We start from the raw sequence: 21,220 nt of genomic DNA, 5'->3' as shown, positions 1-21,220 counted from the left end.
GTCGCGGTGGTAGGACCCATCTCCGAGGCGGAGCGGGACGCCGGGAACCGGAAGGTCAAGCTCGTCCTGGTCGCCATCGTCACGGCCTCGCCGCCGCTTATCGCCCTCCAGTTGGACCCGTCGCCGGTCGAGCTGCTGGCCGCGGCCGGGGCCGGGTTCTGTCTCGGCCTCGTGGTCGTGTGGTACCTCGGCCGGCTCGCGGGGGAGTTCGCCGGCAGCCAGGTGCGATCCCGTCGCCGCTGAGTCGATCGGTCGGTCCCCTGCGAAGAGCCGCTAGTCGGCGCCGGTCTCCGCGCCCCGGGCCGACTCGACGCGCTCGCCCGCCCGGTCGCCCGCGACGGCGCGGGAGCTCGACAGCGGCGAGATGCTCACTTCGCCCTCCACCGCGGCGCGTCGGTCCGAGCCCGGGTCGTCCGGGACGTCGCCGCGCAGGAACTCCCGCCAGAACCGATCGCGGAGTTCCATCCCCATCTCGCCGCGGCGCTCGCCGAACTCCCATCCCTCGGGGACGTTCTCGTCGTCCGGTCCCTCCTCGCCCGGCCGGAACTCGATCACGTCGAAGCCGCGGGCCGGTTCGGTCAGCCGATAGGTGGGGTCGGCCGCCGACTCGTCGTCCGCGGCCGGGACGTTGACGTTCAGCACGTCCGCGCCGAAGGGGAGCCGCCCGTCGTCCGTCCGACCGAGGAGGTCGGCGACGACCTCGCCGGCGACCGCGAAGTCGCCGTTGTCGAGCGTCGGCGGCACGGGGAGGTTCCCGCGGTCGTACAGCGAGACGGCGATGGCGGGCGTCCCGAGGAACGAGGCCTCCATCGCGGCCCCGACCGTGCCGGACTGCCCGAGGATGTGCGCGCCGATGTTCGGGCCGTGGTTACAGCCGGAGACGACCACGTCGGGGTCGAGCCCGAGCGCCACGTCGGCGACCGCGACGCAGTCAGCCGGGGTCCCCTCCACCGCGTAGCCGCGGTCCGTCTCGGTGTAGTCGACGGTCGTCTCCCACCACGAGCGCGCGCCGCCGACGCCGGACTGGTTCGTCGCGGGCGCGACGACGGTCACGTCGTGGTCGCGGGAGAGCGTGTCCGCGAGCGCCCGGAGCCCGACGGCGTCGATCCCGTCGTCGTTGGTGAGCAGGATCTCGGTTGTCATGCCTCACGGTGCGAGGTGACGGGAGAAAACGTCGCCGGTACGGAACGAGGGAAGGCCGGACGGGGACGGAGAGGCGAGCGGGGGCCGAGCGTCGCGGACGCCGGCCGGGTGGTACTCCGAGTGGTCAGTTGGAGGAAGCGGGAGAGCGGGGACCGTTGGACGCCGGGTCAGTCGGCCGCCACTCGACGCGACGAGGTCGCCAGGTCGAGCACCTCGTCGAAGAAGCCGAGCGAGTCGTGCGGGCCGGGGTTCGCCTCGGGGTGGTACTGGCGGGTGATCACGTCGAGCTCCTCGCTGTCGAGCCCCTCGACGGTGTCGTCGTTGACGTTCACCTGCGTCACCTCCAGCGGGCCGGTGTCGTCGACCGTGTAGCCGTGGTTCTGGGTGGTCATCACGACTTTGTCGGTGCGGAGGTCCTTCACCGGCTGGTTGACGCCGCGGTGGCCGAACGCCATCTTCTCCGTCGAGCCGCCGAGCGCGCTCGTGATCACCTGCTGGCCGAGGCAGATCCCCGCGAGGGGGAGCTCCCCCGCGAACTCGTCGACCACGTCCTGCGCGGCGACGAAGTTCTCCGGGTCGCCCGGGCCGTTCGAGACGAAGAGCACGTCGGGGTCGACGGCGGCCACGTCCTCGGCAGTCGCGTCGTACGGGAGGACGTGGACGTCCGCGCCGCGCTCGGTGAGCGAGGAGATGATCGAGCCCTTCGCGCCGCAGTCGAGCAGCGCGACGTCGACGCCGACGCCGTCGGCGCTCTCGTGGACGGTCGGCTCCGCGACCGATACCTGCGCGCCGATGTCGACGTGGTCGCTCATGGGCTTGCACGCCTCCATCTCTTCGACGGCGTCCTCGGCGGTCGCGTCCGGTCCGGCGGCGATCCCGCAGGCCATCGCGCCCTCCTCGCGGACGGTGGTGACGATCTCGCGGGTGTCGACGTGGTCGACCGCCGGGACGTCTCCCTCGGCGAGCCAGTCGGCGACGTCGTCGGTCAGCTCGCGGGCGACCGCCGCGCGGGGCTGGACCGACTCGGACTCGAATCGCTCGGTTCGGACGCCGTAGTTCCCGATGAGGGGGTACGAGAAGGTGAGGATCTGCTCGGCGTAGGAGGGGTCAGTGAGCGACTCCTCGTAGCCGGTGTACGCGGTCGTGAACACCAGTTCGCCGCGGGTCCGCCCCGGCGCACGAGCGCGCGCTTCGAGCACGCGACCGTCGGCCAGCGCGATGTAGGCGTCCGACATTACGAGAAACGTACGCGCAAAGGGTAATAAATGCGTCGTTCGAAGGTTCGTTACGATATTCGTAACGGGTAAGGCGGCGGACCGAGACGGATCGGTATGGACGACCTCGACCGACGGATCCTCTCGATCCTGCGACGGGACGCGCGGACCCCGTACACGGAGATCGCGGACCGGGTGGGGACCTCCGAGGGGACCGTGCGCAACCGCGTCGACCGGATGACAGACGAGGGCGTGATCGAGCGGTTCACCGTTACGACCCGCACCGGCAACGTGAAGGCGATGATCGAGATCTCGGTGGAGATGAACGTCAACACCGACGCGGTCGGCCAGCGGATGGTGGAGTGGGAGGAGGTCGACTTCGTCTGGCAGGTGTCGGGCGAAGAGGACGTCGTCCTCGTCGTCGACGCGGTCGACACGCGCGCGGTCAACGAACTGATCACGCAGGCCCGCGAGATGGACGAGGTCAAGTCGACGAAGACGCGGCTCATCCTCGACGAGCGGCTGGGCTGAGCCGGAGGAGACGGGCGGTCGCGACCGATTTTCGGACGGTGTGCGAGCGGCTCCGGGCGCACGGTCGGCCGCGGCGATCGACCCGCTTACCGACCGATCAGAAGGCCCTTTACTAACTAGTTAGTAAGTGGGGAGAAGTAATGGGATCGGAGACGAAATCCGAGATCATCGACGCGACGAACTCGGTGCTCTGTGAACACGGGTACGCCGGCCTCACCGTACAGAAGATCGCCGACGAGGCGTCGATGACGACCGCGGCGATCCACTACCACTTCGACACGAAGGCGGAGCTGCTGGACGCGTTCCTCGACGACCTGACCGAGCGGTTCGAGTCGGAGCTCACGTTCGAGCCGACCGACCCGCGGGAGCGGCTCGCGGCGTTCCTCGACCGGGCGTTCACGCCGTCGAACCCCGACGCCGACGGCTTCCCCGTGGCGATGATGGAGCTGAAGGCCCAGGCGCCGTTCCAGGAGCTCTTCCGGGAGCGATTCCGCGAACTCGACGGCGTCGTGCGCGAGGTCGTCGGGGAGATCGTCGCCGACGGTATCGACGAGGGGCACTTCGCCGAGGCCGACCCGGAGGAGGTCGCCAGGCTCGTCGCGACGACGATCAACGGGGCGCACGCGCGGCACGTGGCGCTCGGCGAACCGCTCGACGAGACGCGCCGGGTGCTCGAGAACGCGCTGGAGCGGCAGCTCGGCTGGCGGCCGGAGTCGGAGGGAGCCGCGTGAGCTTCTTCAAGGGCCAAGAGGAGCTCAACCTGACGGAGGGCGGCATCGTCAAGCCGCTCCTGTACCTCTCGCTCCCGATCGTCGTGACGAACCTGATGCAGACCGCCTACAACCTGGCGGACACGTTCTGGCTCGGCCAGTACTCGACGGAGGCGCTGGCCGCCATCTCCTTCGCGTTCCCGATGGTGTTCCTCCTCATCTCGCTCGGGCTGGGGCTCTCGGTCGCCGGGAGCGTCCTCGTCGCCCAGCACACGGGCGCCGAGGAGACGGAGAAGGCGGAGTACGCGGCCTCGCAGACGGTCTCGTTCGCGATCATCGCCTCGGTCGTCTTCGGGGCGATCGGCTACCCGTTCGTCGGGGACTTCCTCGCGTTCCTCGGCGCCTCCCCCGAGGTCCTCCCCGGCGCGACGGCGTACATGCAGGTGGTCGCGCTGGGGCTGCCGTTCATGTTCGGCTTCTTCGTGTTCATCTCGCTGATGCGGGGCGCCGGCGACACCATCACGCCGATGCTCGTCATGTTCGGGACGGTCGTCGTCAACGTGGTCCTCGACCCGTTCCTGATCAACGGCTGGGCGGTCGGCCCGGTCGCGTTCCCGGAGCTGGGCATCCAGGGGGCCGCCATCGCCACGATCTTCTCGCGGGCGCTGGCGATGTTCGTCGGCCTCTACATCATGCTGTCGGGCTCGCGGGGGATCCAGATCAACCTCGCCGACATGCGGCCCGACCTCCAGTACCTCCGGAAGATCCTCCGGATCGGCGTGCCGGCGTCGATCGAGGGGACCGGGCGGGCGCTCTCGATCAACGCCCTGCTGATCGTGGTGGGGCTGTTCTCGACGTCGGTCGTCGCCGCCTTCGGCATCGGCACGCGCGTGTTCTCCGTCATCTTCCTGCCCGCGATCGCCGTCGCGCGCGGCGTCGAGACGATGACCGGCCAGAACGTCGGGGCCGGGAAGTACGACCGCGCACAGGAGGCGAACTACGTCGCCGCGAAGGGGCTGTTCGCGGTCCTCGGCGTCGTCGGCGTCGCCATCTTCTTCGTCCCGACGCCGATCGTCTCGGTGTTCACCGACGACCGGGCCGTGCTCGACGTCGGCGCGCAGTTCCTGCGGTACGTCGCGCTGTCGTTCGGCTTCATCGGGATCCAACGGGCGTTCACCGGCGGCTTCCGCGGGGCCGGGAAGACGATGATCGCCGCCGCCGTCTCCATCACCGCGCTCGCCGTCGTCCGGCTGCCCGTTTCGTACGTGGCCTCGCGGGGCGTCCTCCCGACTGACCTGTGGTTCCTCGGACAGCCCGACGTCCGGGGCATCTGGATCGCGTTCTTCGCCTCGAACGTCATCGGAGCGGTCGTCGCGTGGCTGTGGTTCCGGCGCGGCACCTGGCGCGACGGCGACGTGCGCGGCACGTCGAGTCCGAGCGGCCCCGAGCCGGACGAGGCGGAGCCCACCGTCGGAGACGATTGAGCGCGGTCGGCCGATGTTCGTCGCCCCCTCGCGCCGGGTCTCGCGGGCGGCTACTCCTGCGCGACGCTCGTCTGCATCCCCTCCGTGTTGAACGCGCTCCCCGCGGTCTCGTCGCCGAGGACGATCACGCCAGCGCCGGACCCAGTGACCGCCTCGAACTCGGCTATCGCCCGGTCCGCCGCGGCCTGCGCGTCGAGGCCGTCGTCGAGGAAGTCGACGGCGCGCCGCGAGAGCGTGACGCGCGCGATGTCCTCGCCCGCTCCCGTCGCGCTCGCGCCGCCGGCCTCGGTACAGAAGAAGCCGGACCCGACCTGCGGCACGTCGCCGACGCGCCCGGCGAGCGCGAACGACCGACCGCCCGTGGAGGTCACCGCGGCGAACGACTCGCCGTCGGTCGCGACCGCGCCGACCGTGTCGTGGTCGGGCGCTTTGTCCTTCGACCCTCCACCCGCCTGATCGTCGCCGGAGCCGAAGCGCGAGGCGAGCCAGTCGAGGTGCTCGCGCGGGCCGCCCCGCGGCGGGTCCTCCGCGTCGTAGCGCTCGCGCGTCTCGTCGGTGAGGAGGTCGACGCCCGTCTCGACGCCGAACTCCGCCGCGAGGTCGACCGCGTGGTCCCCGGAGACGAAGACGTGCGGCGTCTCCTCGCAGACGACCCGGGCGACGCTCGCCGCGTGTTCGACGCCGGGCATCGAGCACGCGGCGCCGACCGCGCGGTCGGACGTCATCACGCCGGCGTCGGTGCGGACGACGCCGTCTGACTGGACCGCGCCGCCGACGCCCGCGTTGAACCGGCGGTCCGACTCGAGGACGCCGACCGCGGCCTCCACCGCGTCGAGCGGGGTCGCGGCGTCGGCGCCGCGCGCGGCCGCCTCGTCGAGGACCGCCTGTCTGGGCTCCGGCTCGTCCGGGGCCCCGCCGGCCCCGCCGTGGACGATGACTCGCATACCGGAGACACCCGCGGGGGCCACATAAGCGCCCGGGAGGCGGCGCCGCAAGACCTATTCCCGCCGCTGGGCGACTCCGTAGCACCGTGACGACCGCCGAGCCCGCCGGCCCCGCTCCGCGCCTCCGCGCCGCGCTCCGCCGCCGCGTCGGGGTCGACCCGCGCGCGCTGGCCGCGTTCCGCGTCGCGCTCGGCGTCGTCCTCCTCGTCGACCTCGCGCTCCGCGCCCGGAACCTCGTCGCCTTCTACGCGGACACCTGGGTCCTCCCGCGAGCGGCGCTGTCGGCGGCGTACCCCCTCGCCGCGCGGCTCTCGCTTCACGCCCTCGCCGGCGGGCCGCGGGCCGTCGCGGCGCTGTTCGTCGCCGCCGCGCTCGCCGCCGTCGCGCTCGCGGTCGGCTACCGGACGCGCGTCGCGGCCGCGGTCTCGCTGGTCCTGCTCGCGTCGCTTCAGGCGCGGAACCCCTTCGTCCTCAACGCCGGCGACACGCTCCTCCTCCAGCTGCTCGGCGCCGGACTGCTGTGCCCGCTCGGCGCGCGCTGGTCGGTGGACGCGGTCCGGCGTCGAGCCGCGGACGCAGCGGATTCGACGGGGGACGCCGCGGCCGACCGCGTCGCCGGTCCCGCCACGGCGCTCCTCCTGACGCTCGTCGTCGTGGTGTACCTCTCGAACGCGGTCGTGAAGCTCCGCGGGACCGCGTGGCCCGCCGGCGAGGCGGTCGGGCGCGTCTTCCGGCTCACCTACCTCCACGGCCCGCTCGGCGGCCTCGTCCCCGAGTGGCCGGCGCTGCTCTCGGCGGCCACGTACGGCTGGCTCGCGCTGGTCGCCGCCTCGCCGCTGCTCGTCGCGGCCGGGGGGCGGGTCCGGGCGGCGCTCGCGGGGACGCTCCTCGCGGCGCACCTCTCGATGGCGTTCACGCTCCAGATCGGCGTCTTCTCGCTCGTCTCCGCGACCGCGCTGCTCCCCGTCTTCCCCCCGTTCGTCTGGGACCGGGTCGAGCGCGCGATCGACTCGCGCGCTCCGGGGGGCGGCGCGGCGGCGAGCGACCGACTCCGGACCCTCGCCGCCCGTCGGGTCGCGCCCGCGAGCACGTCGAACGGCGAGGAGGCGCTCGGAGCCGTCCGCGAGCGCGTCGCCGGCGCGGTTCCGGTCGTCGCCGCGGTCCTCCTCGTCGCGCTCGTCGCGTGGAACGGGATGGCGCTCGGGCTCGTCGAGACGCCGGAGCCGGTCGCGTCGGTTGCCGACCCGACGGAGGGCGGCTGGGACATGTTCGCGCCGAATCCGCCGTCGACCGACGCGCTCGTCGCGGCGACCGCGACGACCGCCGACGGCGGCCGGATCGACGCCCTGTACGGCGACCGCGTCGCGCTCGATCGCCCGCCGTCGGACGCCCGCGCGTACCCCACCGCACGCTGGCGCAAGTTCCTGACGCTGCTCGCGGCGGACCCCGACCCGGACCGGGTCGAGCCGGTACTCGGACACCTCTGCGACCGCGCGGCGGGGTTCGCTGACGACGAGGCCCGCCCGATCCGGTCCGTCACGGTGTCGACCGTCGACGTCGACGTCGCGAGCGGAGAGACGCGAGTCGCCGGACTCGGGACGCGCTCGTGTCGGGGGTCGTGAGCGGGGGCGCGGGCGGCGTCCGGGTTCGCGAGCGGGGCCGCCGGAGTCGATCGCGAGCGTTTATCTCCGGCTCGCCCGATACGTGCCCCGTGACCGCTTCGGAACCGCCCGCGTCCGCGACGCCGGTCTCGGTCCTCCTGCCGACCGTCCGCTGGACCGACGCCTGCGACGAGGTGGCCGGACAGCTCCGCGGCCCCGAGGCGTTCGGCGGCGGGGCGGGGGAGACCGACGAACTGCTCGTGATCTGCGACTCGCCGGACGACCCGGTTGCGGACCGGCGCGGGGGCCTACCGGCCCGAACCCGGATCGTGATCGCCGGCGAGCCGGAGGGGTGTTCGGGGAAGGCGAACGCCGTCGCCGCCGGGATGGAGGCGGCCGCGAACGAGCGGATCGCCTGGACGGACGACGACTTTCGCCACCCGCCCGACTGGCTGGCGGCGCTCGACGCCGACTACGACCGGCAGGGACCCACCACGGAGGTGCCGGTGTTCGTCGGGCTCGACCCGCTGGCGCGCCTGTTCGAGCCCGCGTACGTGATCGGCGGGACGCTCGCGGTGGCCGCGGCCGGCGTCGCGTGGGGCGGGGCCGTGATCTTCGAGCGCGACGACCTCCGCGGCGGGGAGGCGGCGTTCCGCCGGGACCTCCGGCGGACGGTCAGCGACGACGGGACGCTCACCGACCGCGTCGACGTCTCGTCGGTCGACCGGACCCGGTACGTCCGGGCCGGGGGGTCGCTGCGGGGCTCGCTGGAGCGGTTCGTCCGCTTCCTGACGATCACGCGGTACCACGAGCCCGCGGCGACCGCGTTCAACGTCTGTCTCGGCGTCGCGATGGCGGCCCTCTGCCTGTTTGCGCCCGTCGCGGGGGTGGCCCTCGTCACCGCCCTCGCGGGGGCCGCGTACGCCCGGTTCGGGGTCCGCCGGGCGACGTTCCTGCTCGCCGCGCCGGGCGTGCTGATCGCCCCGCCGCTGATGGCGTACGCGCTCGCCCGCCGGACCTTCGTCTGGGGCGGCCGGCGCTACCGCTGGCGGTCGCTGCTCGACGTCGAGGTCGAGCGGGTCTGACCGCGGGGCGCCGCGGGGAGACGCCAAGCGCGCCCGGGGCGAGAACCGGCAAAGGCTGCGAGCGCGACGCTCACGCCGAAAACGGCAACCACTTTAGGGGGCCACGGAAATCCTCGAACGTTCATGAGCTACGATAAAGTCGACGTCCCCGACGACGGCGAAGCGATCACGCTCGCCGACGAGGAGACCGGCGAGCTGAACGTGCCGTCGAACCCCATCATCCCGATCATTCACGGCGACGGGATCGGCACCGACGTCGGACCGGCCGCGCAGCAGGTGCTCGACGCCGCCGCGGAGGCGACGGGCCGCTCCATCTCGTGGATGCGCGTCTACGCGGGCGCCAGCGCCCGCGAGAAGTACGACGAGAACCTTCCGGAGGACACCGTCTCGGCCATCCGCGACCACCGCGTCGCGATCAAGGGCCCGCTGACGACCCCCGTCGGCGCCGGCTTCCGCTCGCTGAACGTCGCCCTCCGCAAGACGCTCGACCTGTTCGCGAACGTCCGCCCCACCTACCACCTCGAGGGCGTCCCGTCCCCGGTCAAGAGCCCCGGGGAGATGGACATGGTCACGTTCCGCGAGAACACCGAGGACGTCTACGCCGGCGTCGAGTGGGAGGCCGGTAGTGAGGGCGCGGAGCAGGTACGCGACTTCCTCGAGGACGACATGGGCATCGCGGACGTCATCCACGACGGTCCGGTCGGTATCGGCGTCAAGCCCATCTCCGAGTTCGGCTCCAAGCGCCTCATCCGCGAGGCCGTCGACTACGCGCTCGCGAACGACCGCGACTCGGTCACGCTCGTCCACAAGGGGAACATCATGAAGTTCACCGAGGGCGCGTTCCGCGACTGGGGCTACGAGGTCGCCGAGGAGGAGTACGGCGACGACGTCATCACCGAGGACCAGCTCTGGGAGGAGCACGACGGCGAGCAGCCCGAGGGCACCCTCGTCGTCAAGGACCGCATCGCGGACAACATGCTCCAGCAGCTGCTGACCCGCACCGACGAGTACTCGGTCATCGCGACGATGAACCTCAACGGCGACTACATGTCCGACGCCGCCGGCGCGCAGATCGGCGGCCTCGGCATCGCGCCCGGCATCAACCGCGGTCACGGCCGCTGTCTCGCCGAGCCGGTCCACGGCTCCGCGCCCAAGTACGCGGGCGAGGACAAGGTGAACCCCACCGCGATGATCCTCTCGGGCCGCGAGATGCTCGATTACCTCGGCTGGAGCGACGCCGCGGACCTCGTGCGCGACGCCGTCGAGGAGACGATCGCCTCCGGCAAGGTCACCTACGACCTCCACCGGCAGATCGAGGGCGGCGAGAAGCTCGCGACGAGCGAGTTCGCCGACGCCGTCGTCGAGAAGATCGACGAGCTGGCGTAACTCACGACACCTCCCGTCGCGGTCGACGATTTCTCTCTCGCTTTTTCTGACCCCCGACGAGCGACCGGTCCGCCGTCGGCGTCGCCCGCGGAGGCGAGGATACAAATCCGGGCGTCGCCTTGCGCCGGTATGGTAACCTTCCTCGCCGGGGGGACGGGCACGCCGAAACTCCTCGACGGCGCGGCCCGGGTGTTCGAGCCGTCCGAGACCGCGGTCGTCGCCAACACGGGCGACGACGTCGAGCTCGGCGGCCACCTCGTCTGCCCGGACGTCGACACGGTGCTGTTCGCGGGCGGCGGCGTCCTCGACCGCGAGACGTGGTGGGGGATCGACGGCGACACGACCGCGACGCACGCGGAGCTGCGGCGGCTCGCCGAGGAGGTCGGGCTCGGAACGGCGCCCCGATACCTCGGCGACGACGCCCAGACCGCGGGCCGCGAGATCGCCCGGTGGCGGCGGTTCTCGGCGGTCGGGGAGTTCATGGAGATCGGCGACCGCGACCGGGCGGTCCACCTCACGCGCACGAGCCTGCTCGACGAGGGGAAGACGCTCACCGAGGCGATCCGGGTCCTCGCGGCGGCGTTCGACCTCGAGGTCGACCTCCTCCCGATGTCCGACGACCCGGTCGCGACGCTGGTCCACACCGAGGCCGGCGAGACGCTCCACTTCCAGGAGTACTGGGTCGCGCGCCGCGGCGAGCCGGCGGTCGCCGACGTGGAGTTCCGGGGCGCGGCGGACGCGGAGCCGACCGACGCGGTGCTGGACGCGCTCGCCGAGCCGGTCGTGATCGGGCCATCGAACCCCGTGACGAGCCTCGGCCCGATGCTGGCGCTCCCCGGCTTCGAGCGGGCGCTCCGGGAGACGCCCGTGGTCGCCGTCTCGCCGTTCGTCGGCGACGAGGTGTTCTCCGGCCCGGCCGCGGACCTGATGGCGGGCGTCGGCCGCGAGCCCTCGACCGCGGGCGTGGCGGCGGCGTACCCGTTCGCGGACGCGTTCGTTCTCGACGACGCGGACCCGACCGCGCTGGACCGGCACGTCGAGCGCACCGACACGCGGATCGACGACGCGGACGACGCCGAGCGCGTCGCCCGGGCCTGCGAACGGGCGCTGGAAGCCGTCGAGGCAGAGGCGCCGGACGCGGGGCCGCCGCGGGAGGGGGCGGAGTGACCCGGGAGCCGTTCCTCGTCGCCGCGAGCCTCAGCGGGGCCGCCGACGCCGAGTGGGCCCGGGCCGCGGCCGAACACGTCGACGCGGCGCTCCTCGGAGGCGTGGCGCTCGACCCGGCGAGCCGGGCGGCCGCGCGAGACCTCGTCGCGCGCGGGCGATCGGAGTTCCTCCCGGCCGACCCGCTCGCGTTCGTCGCCGCCCAGCTCGACGCGCTCGCCGACGCGCCGGTCCGACCCGGCGTCAACGTCCGGAGCGCGACCGCGGGGCCGATCCGGGACGTCGCGCGGATCTGCGCCGACCGCGGCGCGGTCTGCGAGGTCAACGCCCACTGCCGGCAGTCGGAGCTGCGCGCGGTGGGCTGCGGCGAGTCGCTGCTGGCCGACGCGGACCGGCTCGCGCGGTCCGTCGCCGCCGCGAGCGGGACTGGCGCGACGACGAGCGTGAAGGTCCGCGCCGAGGTGCCCGGCGTCGACCTGCGGGCCGTCGCGGAGACCGTCGCGGCGGCCGGCGCAGACTGGCTCCACGTCGACGCGATGGACTCTGAGGCGGTGGTCGCCGACCTCGCGGCGGCGGTCGACGACGCGGCGGGGGGCGGCGACGGTGGCGCGCTCGCCGACCTGACGGTCGTCGCCAACAACGGCGTCCGCGGCCGCGAGACCGTCGCCGAGTACGCGGCCCACGGGGCCGACGCGGTGAGCGTGGGGCGGCCGACGGAGGACCCGCCGGTCCTCGCGCGCGTCGCGGACGCGGTCGCGGAGTGGCGGGCGGGCACGCTGCGGCGACGCGCCGGCGAAGCGGGCTCGGAACCGGAGGTGCGGCCGTGAGCGGCGACGAGCCGCCGGCGGGGAACGCGACGACGCCAGCGGCGGAAGGTGGGGCGACGGACCCCGTCGACGACGCGACGCTCGCCCTCCTGCTGGAGGTCGCCGGCACGCCGAAGCCCGGGAACGTGGACCGCCGACGGGACCTCGAGGACCTGCGGTTCGAGGCGTTCCTCGGCGGGGCCGTCGGCGCGCGGCCGGGGCTCGAACTGGCGGCCGGAGCGGCGGGAGAGGCGGAAGCTGACGGCCACTCCGGCGTCGGCGGCGCGTTCGAGCGGGCGGTCGAGGGGATGGCCGCGCGCGCCGGTACGAACACGCAGTTCGGCTGTCTGCTCCTCCTCGTCCCGCTGGTTCGGGTGGCCGCGGACCCCGAGCGGGACCTCTCGCCGACCGGCGTCGACGCGGTGTGTCGGGCGACGACCGTCGACGACGCCGTCGCGTTCTACCGGGCGTTCGAGGCCGTCGACGTCGCGGTCGACGACCCCCCGGAGGGCGCGGCCGACCTCGACGTGCGCCGGGGGAGCGCCGCCGAGCCGGCCCTCCGCGAGCGCGGGGCGACGCTGCGAGACGTGTTGGCGCTGTCCGCGGAACCGACCGGTCCGGACGGCGGCGGGGATCCGGACCGAGTCCCCGACCGCAACGCCGCCGAGTGGACCGGGGGGTTCCCGCGGACGTTCCGCGCGGCCGAGTGGATCCTGACCGACGAGGGGCCGCTCGCGGACCGGGCCGCGCGGGCGTTCCTCGGGCTGCTCGCCGCGGAGCCCGACACGCTCGTCGCGTCGACGCGGGGAGTCGAGACGGCCCGCGAAGCGAGCGAACGGGCGAGGGCGGTCCTGGCGCCGGACGGAAGCGATCCGACCGGGCCGGTCGGCGAAGTCGGCGCGGTCGACGCAGAAAGCGTCCACGCCGCCGACCTCGGCGCGGCGGAGTCGCTGGCGGAGTCGTTCGTCGACGAGGGGATCAACCCCGGCACGACCGCCGACCTCACCTGCGCGGCGCTGTTCGTCGCGCTGCGGCGCGGCGCGGAGGTGGCTCCGTGACCGCGGACCGGCCCGGAAGCGAGACCGAGGAGCGGACCGACCCGGCGGGCGTCGCGCCCGACGGCTGGCCGGTGCCGCTCCGGGGAGTCACCGAGTCGGTCGTCGCGACGCTCGGGCCGAACGACCGGTGGAACGTCGCCGCGCTGGGGATTCACGCGCCGGGCGACCCGAACGGGGCGGTCACCGCGCGGACGTACGGCCGCACTCGCACGTGGCGGAACTTCGCCGAGCGCGGGGGCGGCGTGGTCCAGTTCACCGTCGACCCGCGGACGTTCGTCGACGCGGCGCTGACGGTCCGGGAGGAAGACGACCCGGTGCTCCCGAGCGCCGACGCGTGGGTCGAGGTGCGCGCCGAGGCGGTTTCGGCCGAGACTGAGGGGGACACCACGATCCGGACGTGGGAGCTGGAGCCGGTCGAGTCGGCGGTGGTGAGCGAGCGGGTGCCGACGGTGAACCGCGGGTTCGGCGCGGTCGTCGACGCCACGGTGGCCGCCTCGCGGCTCGACGTGCCGGCGTTCGACACCGGGGAACTGCTCGACCGGCTGCGCTACTTCGCCGACGTGGTGGAGCGCTGCGGCGGCCCGGCCGAGCGGGAGGCGTTCGCCCGGATCGACGAGGCCACCGGGTGGCGGGAGCGCGCGGACGAGCCGTGACGGACGCGGACGCGACCGACGGAGATCCGCCGCGTCTCCGGTTCGCGGCCGCTCGCGGCGGAACGAACCCTTTTAGTTCGGGCCGCCGGTATCGCTCGGTATGGCCATCAAACCCAAGTACATCAAGCAGCTCGGGAACCTCCTCTTAGAGCAGTACCCCGACTCGTTCAACACGGACTTCGAGACGAACAAGGAGAGCGTCACGGCGCTGACGACCGTCGAGTCGAAGGGCGTCCGCAACCGGATCGCCGGCTACGTCACGCAGAAGAAGTCGCAGGCGGCACAGCACGCGTAAGCGGGTTCGATTTCTCTGACGGCTCGTTCGCGCGACGGCGAGCCGCGGCTCCCGTCGGCGCTGCGGACGATCCCGTCGCGAGCTCCGGGTCCGGAGGTTTATCCCCGAAGCCGCGGCCACCCCGACTCGATGGACGCGCTCGTCCGGCCGGTGGTCGACCCGACGTTCGCGGCGGGCGCGCTCGCGTTCCTGCTCGGCGGCGTCGCCCTCGGGACCGCGAGCGGACTCGTCCCCGGGCTCCATGCCAACAACTTCGCGCTACTCTTGGCCGGGTTCGCCCCGTCGGTGCCGGCCGACCCGCTGTTCGTCGGCGTCGCGATGCTCGGCGCGGGCGTGGTCCACTCCTTCCTCGACATCGTCCCCGCGCTCGCGCTCGGCGTGCCCGACGCCGCGACCGCGGTCGCCGCCCTCCCGGGACACCGGTTGGTGATCGCGGGCCGCGGCCGGGAGGCGGTCCGCCTCTCGGCGGTCGGCTCCGGGCTGGCGGTCGCGCTCGCGGTGCCGCTTGCGGTCCCGATCACGTGGCTGATGACGCGGTGGTACCCGGCGATCCGGGCGCACCTGCCACTGTTGCTCGGCGGCGTCGTCGCGCTGCTCGTCCTCACCGAGTCGTCCCGGCGGGCCGCGCTCGGGGGGCTGTTCGCCGTCCTCGCGAGCGCCGCGCTCGGGCTCGCGACGCTCGACGCGGACCCCGCGGCACCGCTGTCGACCGGGGGCGTCCTCGCGCCGCTGTTCGCCGGGCTGTTCGGGGTGCCGGTCCTCGTCGAGGCGCTCGGCGGCGACGGCGTGCCGCCGCAGGCCGACGCCCGGGTCGCGATGCGGGCGCGCGACCTCGGGACGAGCGCCACCGCCGGGTCGCTCGCCGGCGCGGTGGTCGGGTACGTGCCGGGCGTGTCGGCCGCCATCGCCGCCGTCGCCGCGATGCCCGCGGTGCCGCGCGAGTCCGCCGACCGCGGGTTCGTCGTCGCGACGAGCGGCGCGAACACGGCGAACACGATATTCGCGCTGTTCGCGCTGGTCGCGCTCGGAACGCCGCGGACGGGCGTGACGGTCGCGATAGACAGGGCCGGCGTCCCGTTCGCGCTGCCGACGCTGCTCGTCGCGGCGGCGACCGCCGCGTGCTTCGGCTTCGCCCTCGTCGTCCGCGTCGGCGACCCGTACCTCCGGGTGGTCGGGAACGCCGACTACACCCGGCTCTCGATCGGAGTCCTGGCGCTCCTCGCGCTGCTCTCGTACGCGTTCGCCGGCCCCTACGGCGTCGGCGTCCTCCTCGTCGCCGGCGCGTTGGGCCTCGTGCCGCCGCGGGTCGGCGCGCGACGCGTCCACCTGATGGGCGTGCTGATCGGCCCGCTGATCGTCGGGTGAGCCGCGATTCTGGCGGCTCCGCCCGCCCGCCGCGAGCGGACGAGGCGCTCGGGTTCCGGGCGACGAGCGGCACGGTACCGGCCCGCACGACCCGTTCCGGCGAAAAGAACAACGGTTAAAAGTCGCCGCCGGTAGGTACGTGTATGAGCCAGAGCGACTCTCAAGCGACCCCGCAGTGCGTCTCCTGTGGGATTCAGGTGTCCGGCATGAACGCCGCACAGTTCTCCTGTCCGGACTGCGGCGCCACGATCTACCGGTGCTCGAAGTGCCGGAAGCAGAGCAACCTCTACGAGTGCCACGACTGCGGGTTCCGGGGGCCGTAAGATGGGCGACGTCGCCGCCAAGATCAAGGTCATGCCGAACAGCCCCGAGGTCGACCTCGACGAGCTCCAGGACCGCCTCGAGGAGGCGCTCCCCGAGGGCGCGAAGATCCGCGGGTTCGAGCGCGACGACGTCGCGTTCGGGCTGGTCGCGCTCCTGCCGACCGTCATCGTCCCCGACGGCGCGGGCGGCACGGAGGCCGTCGAGGAGTCGTTCTCGCAGGTCGACGACGTCGAGTCGGTCAACGTCGAGAACGTCGGCCGCCTGTAAGGAGGCATCCGCCGCCCGGCTGACGGGCGGCGTCGGCGGTCCGGATTTTCCGGTTTCGCGTCTTCAGAGAGCGACCGCCGGAGCGGTCGCGGCGGTCGATCGATCTACCGCCCCGACTCGTAGAACTCCTCGCGGTAGACGCGCCCGAAGGCGTTGCGCCGGAGGGTGCTGGCCGCCGCGTCCGGCTCGTCCTGGTACGTCGCCGCGATCACGGTGTCGGCGAACGGGACCGGGTGCCAGACGACGTTGTCGACGTCGTCGGAGCCGATGCGGACGACGGCGTCCTCGTCGAACTCGCTATCGGCGAGCCACGCGTCGAACTCGTCGCCCTCGCCGACGTGGACCGCGAGCAGCTCGGCGAACGTCGCGTCGCGGGCCGTCCGGATCACCTCGGGGGTGACGCGCTCGTCGTACTCGTCGGCGCCGAACGACATCGCCTTCGTCGCCTCGCGGACGACGACCTGCGCGACCGGGCCGACCTCCTCGTAGCGTTCGAGCGCGTCGGCGCGCGTCTCCGGGGCGAAGGTGCCTCTGGTCTCCATGTGCCCCGCTTGGCCGGGGGCGGGCAAGGGCGTTCCGCTACGCGTCGCGGTCGGTCTCGTCGGTCGCGGCGTCGCCATCTTCGTCCGACACGTTGGCCGCGGAGGCTTCGTCCTCGTCCGCGGCGCCCTGCCGGGTCAGCTCGCGCGCCTCGCGGAGGGCCTCGGCGACGGTCGGGTCGTCGACCGATTCGGGGTCGGGGACGCCGGCGTCGCGGGACGCGGCCGGGTCGACGCCGCGGTCGCGGCCGGCCCCGTGGTCGTGACCGTGGCCGTGATCTGACGCCCCCGCGTCGCCGCCCGATCCCATCCCGACGTCCGGGCGACCGCGGGGCACGGTGTCCTCGAACACCTCCTCGTACTCCGCGTCGTCGGCGTGCGGCGTCACTTCGGCCGCGAGCCCCGCGGGCTCCCGCTCGCTCCAGTCGGCGACGCGCTCGTCGAGCCACGCCTCGTGGTCGCCGCCGTGGAGCATCGCCGTGAACGCGAGGTGGTGCGCGAGGTGTTCGCCGTCGCGCTGCGGGGTGTCGCAGACGGGGCACGCGTATCCCATGTCAGTGGGGAGTTGGCGGGTGAGCCGTAAAGCCGCGTCGAAGGTGGAGCGCCCCGCGCCGAGCGGCGACCGCTCGCGGCCTCGGCCGGGGTCGTCGCGCGCGCTGACGCCACTATAACAGCAACTTTATCACTCGCACGGGGCGAAATTCGCATAAGACTACTCCGTTAGGAGGTCCAACAGTGACTGAAGCCAACACACAACCGGAGGTGAACATCGGTCTCGTCGGTCACGTCGACCACGGGAAGACGACGCTGGTACAGGCGTTGTCCGGCTCGTGGACCGACCAGCACAGCGAGGAGATGAAACGCGGCATCTCGATTCGGCTGGGGTACGCGGACGCGACGTTCCGGCGCTGCCCCGGCGTCGACGAGCCCGAGTGTTACACCGTCGACGAGGAGTGCGAGGACGGCTCCGACAGCGAGCCGATTCGAACGGTGTCGTTCGTCGACGCCCCGGGCCACGAGACGCTGATGGCGACGATGCTCTCGGGCGCGTCGATCATGGACGGGGCGGTCCTGGTCGTGAGCGCGACCGAGGACGTCCCGCAGGCCCAGACGGAAGAGCACCTGATGGCGCTCGATCTCATCGGGATCGAGAACATCGTCATCGCACAGAACAAGGTCGATCTGGTCGGCCGCGACCGCGCCGTCGACAACTACGAGCAGATCCAGGAGTTCGTCGAGGGGACCGTCGCGGAGGACGCGCCGATCGTCCCCGTCTCGGCCCAACAGGAGGTCAACCTCGACTTGCTCATCGACGCGATCGAGTCCGAGATCCCGACGCCGGACCGCGACCCGGGCGAGGGCGCCCGGATGTACGCGGCCCGCTCGTTCGACATCAACCGTCCCGGCGCGACCGCCGAGGACCTCAAGGGCGGCGTCGTCGGCGGCTCGCTCGTCAGCGGCGAGCTGTCGGTCGGCGACGGGCTGGAGATCCGGCCGGGCCGCGAGGTCGACGAGGAGGGGCAGACGGAGTGGCGCCCACTCGAGACGACCGTCCGGTCGCTCCAGGCGGGCAACCGCGACGTCGACACCGCCCACCCGGGCGGCCTGCTCGGCGTCGGCACCGGGCTCGACCCGAGCCTGACGAAGGGCGACGCCCTCGCCGGCCAGGTCGCCGGCGAACCGGGGACGCTCCCGCCGACGCGCGAGGAGTTCGAGATGGAGGTCGACCTGCTGGAGCGCGTCGTCGGCAAGGAGGACGACGAGAGCGGCGAGAGCGACATCGAAGAGATCAGCACCGGCGAGCCCCTGATGCTCACGGTCGGCACCGCGACGACGGTCGGCGCGGTGACGAGCGCGCGCGACGGGGAGTGCGAGGTGAGCCTCAAGCGGCCCGTCTGCGCCGAGGAGGGCGCGCAGATCGCGATCAACCGGCGCGTCGGCGCGCGCTGGCGGCTCATCGGCGTCGGGACGCTCACGTAACGTGGCCGACGACGCCCCCGCGGACGGTCCCGACGCGACGCCCGCGGACGGCGACCGCGCGGCGGGGCTCGGGGGAGGCGGCGTTCCCGTCGTCGCGCTCGACGCGAGCGCGCTGATGGCGCCGGTCGAGGCGGACCTGCGGCTGTTCGAGGAGTTGGACCGGCTCCTCGGCGGGTACGAGACCGTCGTGCCGGCGGCGGTACGCGGGGAGCTCGACGGGCTCCAGCGCGGGAACGGCGCGGAGGCGACCGCGGCGAGCGTCGGCGCGGACCTCGCCGAGCGGGCGGAGACGGTGGAGACGGACGAATCGTACGCCGACGACGCGCTCGTCGCCCTGGCCGCGGCCGGCCGGGTCGACGCCGTCGTCACCAACGACGGACCCCTCGCGAACCGGGTGCTGGCGGCGGACGTACCAGTAATCGGTTTAAGGGGTCGGAACACACTGGCGATAACGGAACCCTAGCGGCCGCGGACAACCAACAACATGTACAAACGAGTTCGACTCAAGGACACGGTCGAGGTCCCGCCGAAGCACCTGGCGGACGTCACCGACGAGCGGGTGAAGGCCCTGCTCCAAGACAAGCTGGAAGGACGGATGGACGAGGACGTCGGCAGCGTCGTGAGCGTCATCGAGGTTCACGACATCGGCGAGGGGGCGGTGTTACACAACCGCCCCGGCGTCTACTACGAGGCGGAGTTCGACGCGCTCACCTACGACCCCGACATGCAGGAGGTCGCCGACGGCACCGTCGTCGAGACGGTCGAGTTCGGCGCCTTCGTCGGGATCGGCCCGGTGGACGGGCTGCTCCACGTCTCGCAGATCACCGACGAGTACCTCACGTTCGACGGCGCGAACCAGCAGCTCGCCTCGTCGGACTCCGACAAGACGCTCGGCGTCGACGACGCCGTCCGCGTCCGCGTCGTCACCAAGAGCATCGACGAGCGCAACCCCCGAGACTCGAAGATCGGGCTCACGGCGAAACAGCCCGGCCTCGGGAAGCACGACTGGCTCGAAGGGCAGCGGAAACACCGCGAACAGACCGGTGAGGAGGCCGACTGATGGCCGAGGACCGCCTGGCGTGCCGGGAGTGCCACCACGTCAACGACCCGGACGCTCAGACCTGCGCGCTCTGCGGGTCGTCGTCGCTGACCGAGGACTGGGCGGGCTACGTCATCATCACCAAGCCCGAGGACAGCGACATCGCCGAGGAGATGAACGTCTCCGAGGCGGGCGCGTACGCGCTCAAGGTCCGATAGCCGCCCGCGCCGACGCCCGACGAGGATGACCGACCCGCTTCTCACCCTCCCCGAATCGCTGCGCGACGCCTTCAAGGAACCGCTGGGACCGGTGACGACCGACGCCGAGGCGCTGTTGGAAGCCGCCGACGAGACCCGCGAGCGGGGCGGATCCTCGGACGAGGGGTCCCCGCGGCTGATCGCGGTCGGGGACGTGGTCACCTACCACCTCAGGGAGGCCGGCCGCGTCCCGGACGTGGCGCTGGTCGACGGGAAGACGGAGCGCGAGGCGGTCCGCGAAGAGATCGAGACCGCGCTCGCGGCGACGGCGGAGCGACGGATCGCGGTCGAGAACCCGGCCGCGGCGCTGTCGGCGGCGCTACTCGACGCGCTTGCGGAGGCGCTCGCGGCGACCGAACCGGTGACGATCGAAGTGACCGGCGAGGAGGACCTCGCCGCGCTGCCGGCGATGCTCGCGGCCCCGCTCGGGTCGACCGTCGTCTACGGGCAGCCCGGCGAGGGGATGGTCCGCGTCGCGGTCACGCCCGAGGCCCGGCGGCGGGCCCGGGAGCTGTTCGGGGGATTGGCTGGCGACACCGCGGCCGCCTACGACGCGCTCGGCGTCGAGCCGAGTGAGAGCGACGACAGTGGCCCGAACGGGGCGGACCCGACGGATCCGGAGTGACGGCCGGCGGAGCGACGCGGCTCGCGACCGGCATTACTCGCCGTCGACCGCGACGACGGTCGCCGCGAGGACCCCGAGACCGACGACCAGTCCGACCGCCGTCGCCAGCAGGGGCGTCGTCGGGATCGCCCCGATAGAGAGGTACGGCTCGACGCCGTTGCGTCGGAGCGATTCGAGGGCCTCGACCCCCCAGTGGCCGCTCGCCAGCAGGACCAAGCCGACGCCGACGCCGAGTCCGCCGGTGACGAAACCGACCCCGGTCAGCGCGTCTTCGAGGGCGAGGAACGTCCAGACCTGATCGTCGCTGGGCTCGGGACCGCGCGCGATCCGGCGCTGGAGCGCGACGAGTCCGAGGCCCGCCCCGCCGGCCGCGACCGTCCCCGCCAACACGACCGCCACGACGCCGAGGTTGGCGCCGAGCGGCGGTCCGGCGAAGTTCGCCTCGCGGACGGCCGGGGGGAGAGTCGCGACGAGCGGGCCGGCTAACGCGCCGAGGAGCGCCAGCGTCCCGCAGATCCGGGCCTTCCGGATCGGGGGGAGCGGGACCACGATGTTCGCCGCTCGAGCGAGTTCGTATCGGGACCGGTCGGTGGGGTCGAATCGCGTGTCGTCTGACATCCGCGTGGTAACGGAACCCACGGGCCGGAGGACCGAAACCCTGACGCCGAACAGTGTGGCTCCTCGGCGGTCGTCACGGAGTTCGGCGGCGACACCCCCGCTTCGAAATCCTTTTACAGCTTTCGAGGGGAT

The 21,220-nt window shown here is 73.0% G+C and carries 26 protein-coding genes; 20 read left to right on the top strand and 6 right to left on the bottom strand.

The annotated features are described in order from the left end of the window. Positions 1–6: 6 nt before the first annotated feature. Positions 7–243: a hypothetical protein gene (locus tag Q0116_RS14270; protein WP_297889787.1), complete on the top strand. Its 237-nt coding sequence runs from the start codon at positions 7–9 to the stop codon at positions 241–243. A 30-nt stretch (positions 244–273) separates the two neighbouring features. Here the strand turns inward: Q0116_RS14270 and surE are convergent, their stop codons facing one another. Both surE and carA read right to left on the bottom strand, forming a co-directional pair. Next, on the bottom strand, positions 274–1,143 hold the full coding sequence (gene surE / locus Q0116_RS14265) for a 5'/3'-nucleotidase SurE (protein ID WP_297889785.1): 870 nt from the start codon (positions 1,141–1,143) through the stop codon (positions 274–276). A gap of 167 nt (positions 1,144–1,310) precedes the next feature. After that, a complete protein-coding gene (gene carA, locus Q0116_RS14260; RefSeq protein ID WP_297889782.1) occupies positions 1,311–2,378 on the bottom strand; it encodes a glutamine-hydrolyzing carbamoyl-phosphate synthase small subunit in 1,068 nt (355 codons plus the stop codon). Positions 2,379–2,474: 96 nt separating this feature from the next. On the opposite strand from carA, the gene Q0116_RS14255 reads away from it, so the two are divergent. The 3 genes from Q0116_RS14255 (at position 2,475) to Q0116_RS14245 (ending at position 5,082) form a co-directional block, all read left to right on the top strand. Then, positions 2,475–2,888, top strand: a complete 414-nt coding sequence (locus tag Q0116_RS14255) for an Lrp/AsnC family transcriptional regulator (RefSeq protein WP_006114390.1) — start codon at positions 2,475–2,477, stop codon at positions 2,886–2,888. 140 nt (positions 2,889–3,028) lie between these two features. After that, complete coding sequence (locus tag Q0116_RS14250; protein WP_297889777.1) at positions 3,029–3,619, top strand: TetR/AcrR family transcriptional regulator; 591 nt, start codon at positions 3,029–3,031, stop codon at positions 3,617–3,619. Next, complete coding sequence (locus Q0116_RS14245; RefSeq protein WP_297889774.1) at positions 3,616–5,082, top strand: MATE family efflux transporter; 1,467 nt, start codon at positions 3,616–3,618, stop codon at positions 5,080–5,082. Before Q0116_RS14250 ends, Q0116_RS14245 begins: the two co-directional genes overlap by 4 nt. 50 nt (positions 5,083–5,132) lie before the next feature. Here Q0116_RS14245 and Q0116_RS14240 read toward each other — a convergent pair whose 3' ends face one another. Next, positions 5,133–6,026, bottom strand: a complete 894-nt coding sequence (locus tag Q0116_RS14240; protein WP_297889770.1) for an isoaspartyl peptidase/L-asparaginase — start codon at positions 6,024–6,026, stop codon at positions 5,133–5,135. A gap of 86 nt (positions 6,027–6,112) precedes the next feature. Between Q0116_RS14240 and Q0116_RS14235 the strand changes: the two genes are divergently transcribed. The 11 genes from Q0116_RS14235 to Q0116_RS14185 all read left to right on the top strand — a co-directional run bounded on the left by Q0116_RS14235 (position 6,113) and on the right by Q0116_RS14185 (position 16,030). Beyond that, positions 6,113–7,648, top strand: a complete 1,536-nt coding sequence (locus tag Q0116_RS14235) for an HTTM domain-containing protein (protein ID WP_297889769.1) — start codon at positions 6,113–6,115, stop codon at positions 7,646–7,648. Between the two features lie 89 nt (positions 7,649–7,737). Beyond that, positions 7,738–8,712, top strand: coding sequence for a glycosyltransferase (locus tag Q0116_RS14230; RefSeq protein WP_297889767.1), 975 nt, complete (start codon positions 7,738–7,740; stop codon positions 8,710–8,712). A gap of 123 nt (positions 8,713–8,835) precedes the next feature. Further along, positions 8,836–10,098, top strand: coding sequence for an isocitrate dehydrogenase (NADP(+)) (gene icd, locus Q0116_RS14225; RefSeq protein WP_297889765.1), 1,263 nt, complete (start codon positions 8,836–8,838; stop codon positions 10,096–10,098). A 129-nt stretch (positions 10,099–10,227) separates the two neighbouring features. Then, entirely contained in the window at positions 10,228–11,265 is a 1,038-nt protein-coding gene (gene cofD / locus Q0116_RS14220; protein ID WP_297889762.1) for a 2-phospho-L-lactate transferase, read from the top strand. After that, positions 11,262–12,089 (top strand): dihydropyrimidine dehydrogenase, encoded by an 828-nt coding sequence (locus Q0116_RS14215; protein ID WP_297889761.1) that lies wholly within the window; start codon positions 11,262–11,264, stop codon positions 12,087–12,089. The genes cofD and Q0116_RS14215 overlap by 4 nt, the downstream gene beginning before the upstream one ends. An 89-nt stretch (positions 12,090–12,178) precedes the next feature. Continuing rightward, on the top strand, positions 12,179–13,126 hold the full coding sequence (locus Q0116_RS14210; RefSeq protein ID WP_297889802.1) for a triphosphoribosyl-dephospho-CoA synthase: 948 nt from the start codon (positions 12,179–12,181) through the stop codon (positions 13,124–13,126). After that, positions 13,123–13,779, top strand: coding sequence for a DUF447 domain-containing protein (locus Q0116_RS14205; protein WP_297889758.1), 657 nt, complete (start codon positions 13,123–13,125; stop codon positions 13,777–13,779). Before Q0116_RS14210 ends, Q0116_RS14205 begins: the two co-directional genes overlap by 4 nt. 100 nt (positions 13,780–13,879) lie before the next feature. Beyond that, a complete protein-coding gene (locus Q0116_RS14200; protein ID WP_008441200.1) occupies positions 13,880–14,074 on the top strand; it encodes a 30S ribosomal protein S17e in 195 nt (64 codons plus the stop codon). Positions 14,075–14,203: 129 nt separating this feature from the next. Beyond that, positions 14,204–15,439 carry a tripartite tricarboxylate transporter permease gene (locus Q0116_RS14195; RefSeq protein ID WP_297889754.1) on the top strand — a complete coding sequence of 412 codons (1,236 nt, stop codon included), beginning with the start codon at positions 14,204–14,206 and terminating at the stop codon, positions 15,437–15,439. Between the two features lie 143 nt (positions 15,440–15,582). Then, on the top strand, positions 15,583–15,762 hold the full coding sequence (locus tag Q0116_RS14190; RefSeq protein WP_006114402.1) for an HVO_2753 family zinc finger protein: 180 nt from the start codon (positions 15,583–15,585) through the stop codon (positions 15,760–15,762). A gap of 1 nt (position 15,763) precedes the next feature. After that, a complete protein-coding gene (locus tag Q0116_RS14185) occupies positions 15,764–16,030 on the top strand; it encodes an elongation factor 1-beta (protein ID WP_297889751.1) in 267 nt (88 codons plus the stop codon). 104 nt (positions 16,031–16,134) lie between these two features. Here the strand turns inward: Q0116_RS14185 and Q0116_RS14180 are convergent, their stop codons facing one another. Next, positions 16,135–16,572 (bottom strand): DUF5809 family protein, encoded by a 438-nt coding sequence (locus tag Q0116_RS14180; RefSeq protein ID WP_297889748.1) that lies wholly within the window; start codon positions 16,570–16,572, stop codon positions 16,135–16,137. A 37-nt stretch (positions 16,573–16,609) separates the two neighbouring features. Continuing rightward, positions 16,610–17,122, bottom strand: coding sequence for a DUF5810 domain-containing protein (locus tag Q0116_RS14175; RefSeq protein WP_297889745.1), 513 nt, complete (start codon positions 17,120–17,122; stop codon positions 16,610–16,612). Positions 17,123–17,304: 182 nt separating this feature from the next. Between Q0116_RS14175 and Q0116_RS14170 the strand changes: the two genes are divergently transcribed. The 5 genes from Q0116_RS14170 to Q0116_RS14150 are packed head-to-tail and all read left to right on the top strand — an operon-like array spanning position 17,305 to position 20,470. Next, positions 17,305–18,549, top strand: a complete 1,245-nt coding sequence (locus Q0116_RS14170; protein WP_297889742.1) for a translation initiation factor IF-2 subunit gamma — start codon at positions 17,305–17,307, stop codon at positions 18,547–18,549. A 1-nt stretch (position 18,550) separates the two neighbouring features. After that, the gene (locus tag Q0116_RS14165) at positions 18,551–19,012 is read left to right on the top strand and encodes a DUF188 domain-containing protein (RefSeq protein ID WP_297889740.1); all 462 of its coding nucleotides are present in this window, start codon (positions 18,551–18,553) and stop codon (positions 19,010–19,012) included. A gap of 21 nt (positions 19,013–19,033) precedes the next feature. After that, positions 19,034–19,609, top strand: a complete 576-nt coding sequence (locus Q0116_RS14160; RefSeq protein WP_006114408.1) for a DNA-directed RNA polymerase — start codon at positions 19,034–19,036, stop codon at positions 19,607–19,609. Continuing rightward, on the top strand, positions 19,609–19,806 hold the full coding sequence (gene spt4, locus Q0116_RS14155) for a transcription elongation factor subunit Spt4 (RefSeq protein ID WP_006114409.1): 198 nt from the start codon (positions 19,609–19,611) through the stop codon (positions 19,804–19,806). Before Q0116_RS14160 ends, spt4 begins: the two co-directional genes overlap by 1 nt. Before the next feature lie 25 nt (positions 19,807–19,831). Continuing rightward, positions 19,832–20,470 carry a GTP-dependent dephospho-CoA kinase family protein gene (locus tag Q0116_RS14150; RefSeq protein ID WP_297889736.1) on the top strand — a complete coding sequence of 213 codons (639 nt, stop codon included), beginning with the start codon at positions 19,832–19,834 and terminating at the stop codon, positions 20,468–20,470. Between the two features lie 33 nt (positions 20,471–20,503). Here the strand turns inward: Q0116_RS14150 and Q0116_RS14145 are convergent, their stop codons facing one another. Further along, positions 20,504–21,088 (bottom strand): hypothetical protein, encoded by a 585-nt coding sequence (locus Q0116_RS14145; RefSeq protein WP_297889733.1) that lies wholly within the window; start codon positions 21,086–21,088, stop codon positions 20,504–20,506. Between the last annotated feature and the right edge of the window lie 132 nt (positions 21,089–21,220).

Origin of the sequence: uncultured Halorubrum sp., from assembly GCF_937146585.1 — an archaeon.
In the GTDB taxonomy this organism is placed as follows: domain Archaea; phylum Halobacteriota; class Halobacteria; order Halobacteriales; family Haloferacaceae; genus Halorubrum; species Halorubrum miltondacostae.
This window is presented reverse-complemented; position numbering and strand designations above follow the sequence as displayed.